This is a genomic window from Planktotalea sp. (assembly GCF_039984035.1).
In the GTDB taxonomy this organism is placed as follows: Bacteria; Pseudomonadota; Alphaproteobacteria; order Rhodobacterales; family Rhodobacteraceae; genus Planktotalea.
The window spans coordinates 1-4,588 of sequence record NZ_JBDWVM010000315.1 but is presented as its reverse complement, the minus strand read 5'-3'; the positions used below and the strand labels follow the sequence as shown (position 1 = coordinate 4,588).

Here is a 4,588-nt window from a genome sequence, read left to right as displayed (position 1 = left end):
CATCAGTGATGGCCATGATCATGGCGGCAATGTCGGGCATCATCGGCGGCGAAATCGTCCTGCTGGGCCTTGTAGCGCTGCCACAGATGTTGCGCCTGAACTATGACAAACACCTTGCCTGCGGAACGATTTGTGCCGCCGGGTCTTTGGGCACCATGATCCCGCCCTCGATTGTCCTGATCATCTACGGTGTGGTCACGGAAACGTCGATCCATGCGCTGTTCAAGGCCGCGCTTATTCCTGGGTTGCTGTTGGGGTTCAGCTATATCGTCTACATCGCGATCCGTGCACGACTGCGCCCCCAAGACGCCCCACTGCCCGAGCTCGACTACGAGGTGACCTTGCGCGACAAGATCATCGCTCTCAAAGGGCTGCTGCCGCCAATGATACTTGTCGGCGCGATCCTTGGGTCGATCTACGGTGGGATCACAGGCATCACCGAAGCCGCCGCAATCGGGTGCATCGGGACGCTGATCCTGATCACATTGCGCGGCGAAATGTCCTGGTCTTTGTTCATCGAAGCCTTGCAACGCACCATGCGGTCCACAGGGACCATCATGTGGGTGACCTTTGGCGCCACAGCCCTTGCCGGTGCGTATTCTCTGGCCGGTGGTCCGACGTTCATCGCCGGTCTGATCCTTGGTCTCGATGTGCCACCGATGGGCGTGATCTTTGTCATGATGCTGATCTTCCTGTTCTTGGGCGCATTGCTGGATTGGATCGGGATCGTCTTGTTGGTCATGCCCGTGTTCTTGCCAATCGTGATGGGCATGGACCCGACTGACATCGGCCTGCTGGGCACCTTGTCACCGGCGCATGTTTCGGTCTGGTTTGGGATCTTGTTCTGCATCAACATGCAGGTCAGCTTCCTCAGCCCGCCGTTCGGACCCGCCGCGTTCTATCTGAAATCGGTGGCGCCTCCGGGCATTTCCTTGGCCGATATCTTCAAGGGCTTCTTGCCATTCATCGGCATCCAGCTCCTCGTGCTCGCAGTTATGATGGCATTCCCCGAGATCACCACCTTGCTGCTGCATTAAAGTTACCTCCCTTGGCGAGGGCCGGGTTCGCTTGGCCCTCGTCAAAAATCTCCTTTAACTCAACCTACGAAAGGCTCACTCATGATCAACGCAAAACCAGAGGCCGGCGGCCTCCTCCCACAAATGTCCTTCGACAAACTCGGCGGTGGCACTATCTCCGTTGGCGGCGCAAAAGAGCGTCACACGCTTTTCATCGTTTATCGCGGCAAACACTGCGGCCGGTGCAAAAAGTACCTGAACGGTCTGGAAACCCGCGTGGCGGATTGGGAAGCAGCCGGCTTTGACGTCGCTGTTGTTTCGGCGGATCCCGAAAGCAAAGCCCAACAAGACGTTGCCGAGTTCGGTTGGAACTTCGACATCGGCTATGGCCTGACCGAAGACCAGATGGAAAAATTGGGCGTCTATATCTCCGACCCGCTTTCCCCCGATGAAACAGACCGCCGGTTCGCCGAACCTGCCGTGTTCTGCGTACGCCCAGACGGTGTGAACCAGGTTGTGTGCCTGTCAAACGGCCCGGCTGCACGCCCTGATCTGGACGAATTGTTGGACGGAATGAAGTTCAACATTGAACACAAGCGCCCTGCCAGAGGCACAGTCTAAGACCAAACCCGAAGGTCATGGTGCTTCGTATTCCATGGCCTTCGCCCCTTGCTGCACATGAACGCTGCTTTGAACCGCAGCCTTACCGCAACAAGGGGCGCACTTGCCTATTGTGGCAGTAAGACGGCATTAACCAATCCTCGCCGTTTAAATTTCCATCTACATTTAATTAACCCTTGTGCCGCATAGAGCTATTAGCAGCTACAAGGATATAATTATGAAACTACGTCAACAAATCCTGGCCATCGTGGCGATACCCCTCGTCGGATTAGCCTCAGTTTCAACTATTGGCGTAGTCAACTCTATGGCCGAACTAAGTGCAACGGATCACGTTGAGGCCTCGCTGGACTATGCCGATGTGATCAGTGCACTAATACACGAACTTCAGGCAGAACGCGGGTATTCCGCAGGTTTCGTTGGTTCCGACGGGCAAAATTTCAAAGATGTGCTGCCAGAGCAGCGTGCAAAAGTTGACCATATCCTCGAAGAATTTGAGGCTGTCCACAAAGTCATCGAAGAAGATTACCCTGATTTGGCAGCCAAGATTGACAAAACTCTCGAAGCATTACCGGCTTTACGCGCCTCCGTCTCTGCCCGGGATGTGGCCGTGCCTGATTTGGCCGCCACCTATACGAAAATGATCAAAAGTGCCCTTCATCTCAATGACGTTACTTTTGCAGAGATTCATCTCGGCAGTATCGCCCTTGCGGGCGCTAGCTACGTTGCGTTGAGCGAAGGCAAGGAAAGCGCAGGCGTCGAACGCGCAATGGGCGCAGTTGGTTTCGGCGGCGGTGAATTCAGCATGGTGGGCTTGCGGCGATTGGTTGCAGCCGGGGCACAACAAACCTTCGCATTGGCACAAACCACTCTCTATGCACAAGAAGCCATACCTGGTCTCGATCTCACTCAATTTGAAGAAATTCAAGCTCTCGAAGAACTTCGACAAATCGCCCTTGACTCTATGGCAACTGGTGACCTGCAAGGTGTCACCGGACAAGATTGGTTTGCAACGTCAACTGCCTGGATCGAAAAGCTTAGAGAGGTCGAACTCTCTCTTCTCGAAGGGATCCACAGGCTCAATGGCCTAGAACATCAAACTGCCATTTCCCATCTGCTCGCGTTTTCAATAACCGCAGTCATATCGCTGTTAATAAGTGTAGCAACCGCTTTTTTCGTCACCGGACGCTTCACCAAACAGGTCGGCAGTTTGAACGAAGCGATGAATAGCATCGCACACAAAGACTTTGATATCCAAATAACAACTAAGACATTGAAATCTGAAGTCGGTACTCTGTCGCAAGCCCTCGATACAATGCGAGGCGACCTTCAAGCCGCCGACGCCCAACTTGTAGAAGCGTTTACCAAGAGCTTTGCCTTTGACGATAGTAACTCCGCCATGATGGTTATTGACCCAGATATGGTCGTGACCGCAAACAACAAAGCGGCAAAGGAACTGTTCGGTCAATACAGCAAAATACTCTCCGAAACATGGCCGAACTTTGACGCAGACAACTTGGTCGGAAACCCGATAGATCAGCTCCACAAAAGCCCGGATCATCAACGCGCTATTTTGGCAGATCCTACGCAATTGCCATGGCAGATCGACATCTCGGTTGGCGATCTCAAGCTGGAGTTGAACGCAACTTACGTTCAAGCAGAAGACGGTTCCTATGCGGGGAACATCCTTCAATGGCGCGATGTGACGCAAGAGCGCATGCATGCAGGCGTCATTATGGCGATCGACCGTGAACAGTGCGTGGTTGAATACACATTGGATGGCGACATCATAAAAGCAAATGATCGCTTCCAAACATCGCTTCAGTTGGACGGCGTGGCTTTGGAGGGACGTGCCCACGCAGAGCTTCTGGCACCCGATGAACCCACTCGCTCGGAGCAACAGGCAATCTGGACCAACCTCAAAAACGGGGACGTGCAGTATGCGAAATTGCAATTTTCGACCAAAGATGGCGATATCGTGTGGCTCAGAGGCAACCTAACACCGATCGTCGACGGAAGTGGCAAGCCGTTTAAAATCGTCCTTATAGCGGCGGACGTGACATCAGCTGAGAACGAGCAGCAAAGAATAGAACACGAACGTGTAAAAGATGAGGCCGCACGCGAGACTGTTGTGCGCGAGTTGGCATCAAGCCTAAATAGGATGTCCGAGGGTGATCTAACGTGCCAGATTTCCGTTACATTCGACGATGAATATGAACGCCTGCGCGTAGATTTCAATGAAGCAGTTGAACGTTTATCTGGATTGATCCAAAGCGTTGATCAAACCGTAACTGGCGTGTCCGAAAATGCCACTGAAGTGAGCTCGGCAGCGACCCAGTTGGCCAGCCGCACTGAGGGTCAAGCCGCGACATTGGAAGAAACTGCTGCAGCGCTTGAGCAACTGACAGCTACTGTTAAATCCAGTGCAGAAAGTGCGAAAGAGGCCGATGCAGCTGTTGTCGCCGCGCGCACGAGTGCCGAAGCCGGCGGCGAAACAGTCCGCGAGGTGGTCAAAGCTATGAGTGAGATCGCTAACTCGTCCGCGGAAGTCGCAAAGATCATGAATGTCATCGAAGAAATTTCGTTCCAGACCAATCTCCTCGCGTTGAATGCCGGTGTGGAAGCCGCACGTGCAGGAGAGGCAGGACGGGGCTTTTCAGTTGTCGCATCTGAAGTGCGAGCGCTAGCCCAAAGAGCTTCGGATTCGGCAAGAGATATTTCTACTCTAACGACTTCTAGTGATGCGCATGTTGCAGCAGGTGTAGAACTGGTCAAGAAAGCCGGGGATGCGTTAGAAGCTATAATGACTCGCGTATCATCTACTGGTGATCTTGTTGGAACCATCACAAACGCAACCCGCGAACAAGCGACTGCACTTCACGAGATCAACACCGCTGTGGTATCTCTGGATCAAACGACCCAACACAATGCTGCTATGGTCGAAGAAACCACCG

The 4,588-nt window shown here is 53.4% G+C and carries 3 protein-coding genes; all 3 read left to right on the top strand.

Translation table 11 applies throughout. From position 1 onward, the window contains the following. Window positions 1-1,037 (top strand): TRAP transporter large permease subunit (locus tag ABJQ89_RS14200; protein WP_348496843.1); only part of this gene is annotated, 1,037 nt, incomplete at its 5' end. A gap of 81 nt (window positions 1,038-1,118) precedes the next feature. Next, window positions 1,119-1,637, top strand: coding sequence for a redoxin domain-containing protein (locus ABJQ89_RS14195; protein WP_348405843.1), 519 nt, complete (start codon window positions 1,119-1,121; stop codon window positions 1,635-1,637). Window positions 1,638-1,815: 178 nt separating this feature from the next. Further along, window positions 1,816-4,588: nitrate- and nitrite sensing domain-containing protein (locus ABJQ89_RS14190; RefSeq protein ID WP_348496842.1), on the top strand; the 2,773-nt coding region annotated here is incomplete at its 3' end.

Excerpts from the sequence above, each read along its gene's own strand:
- ABJQ89_RS14195 (WP_348405843.1), top strand. The coding sequence starts at position 1,119 with ATGATCAACGCAAAACCAGAGGCCGGCGGCCTCCTCCCACAAATGTCC.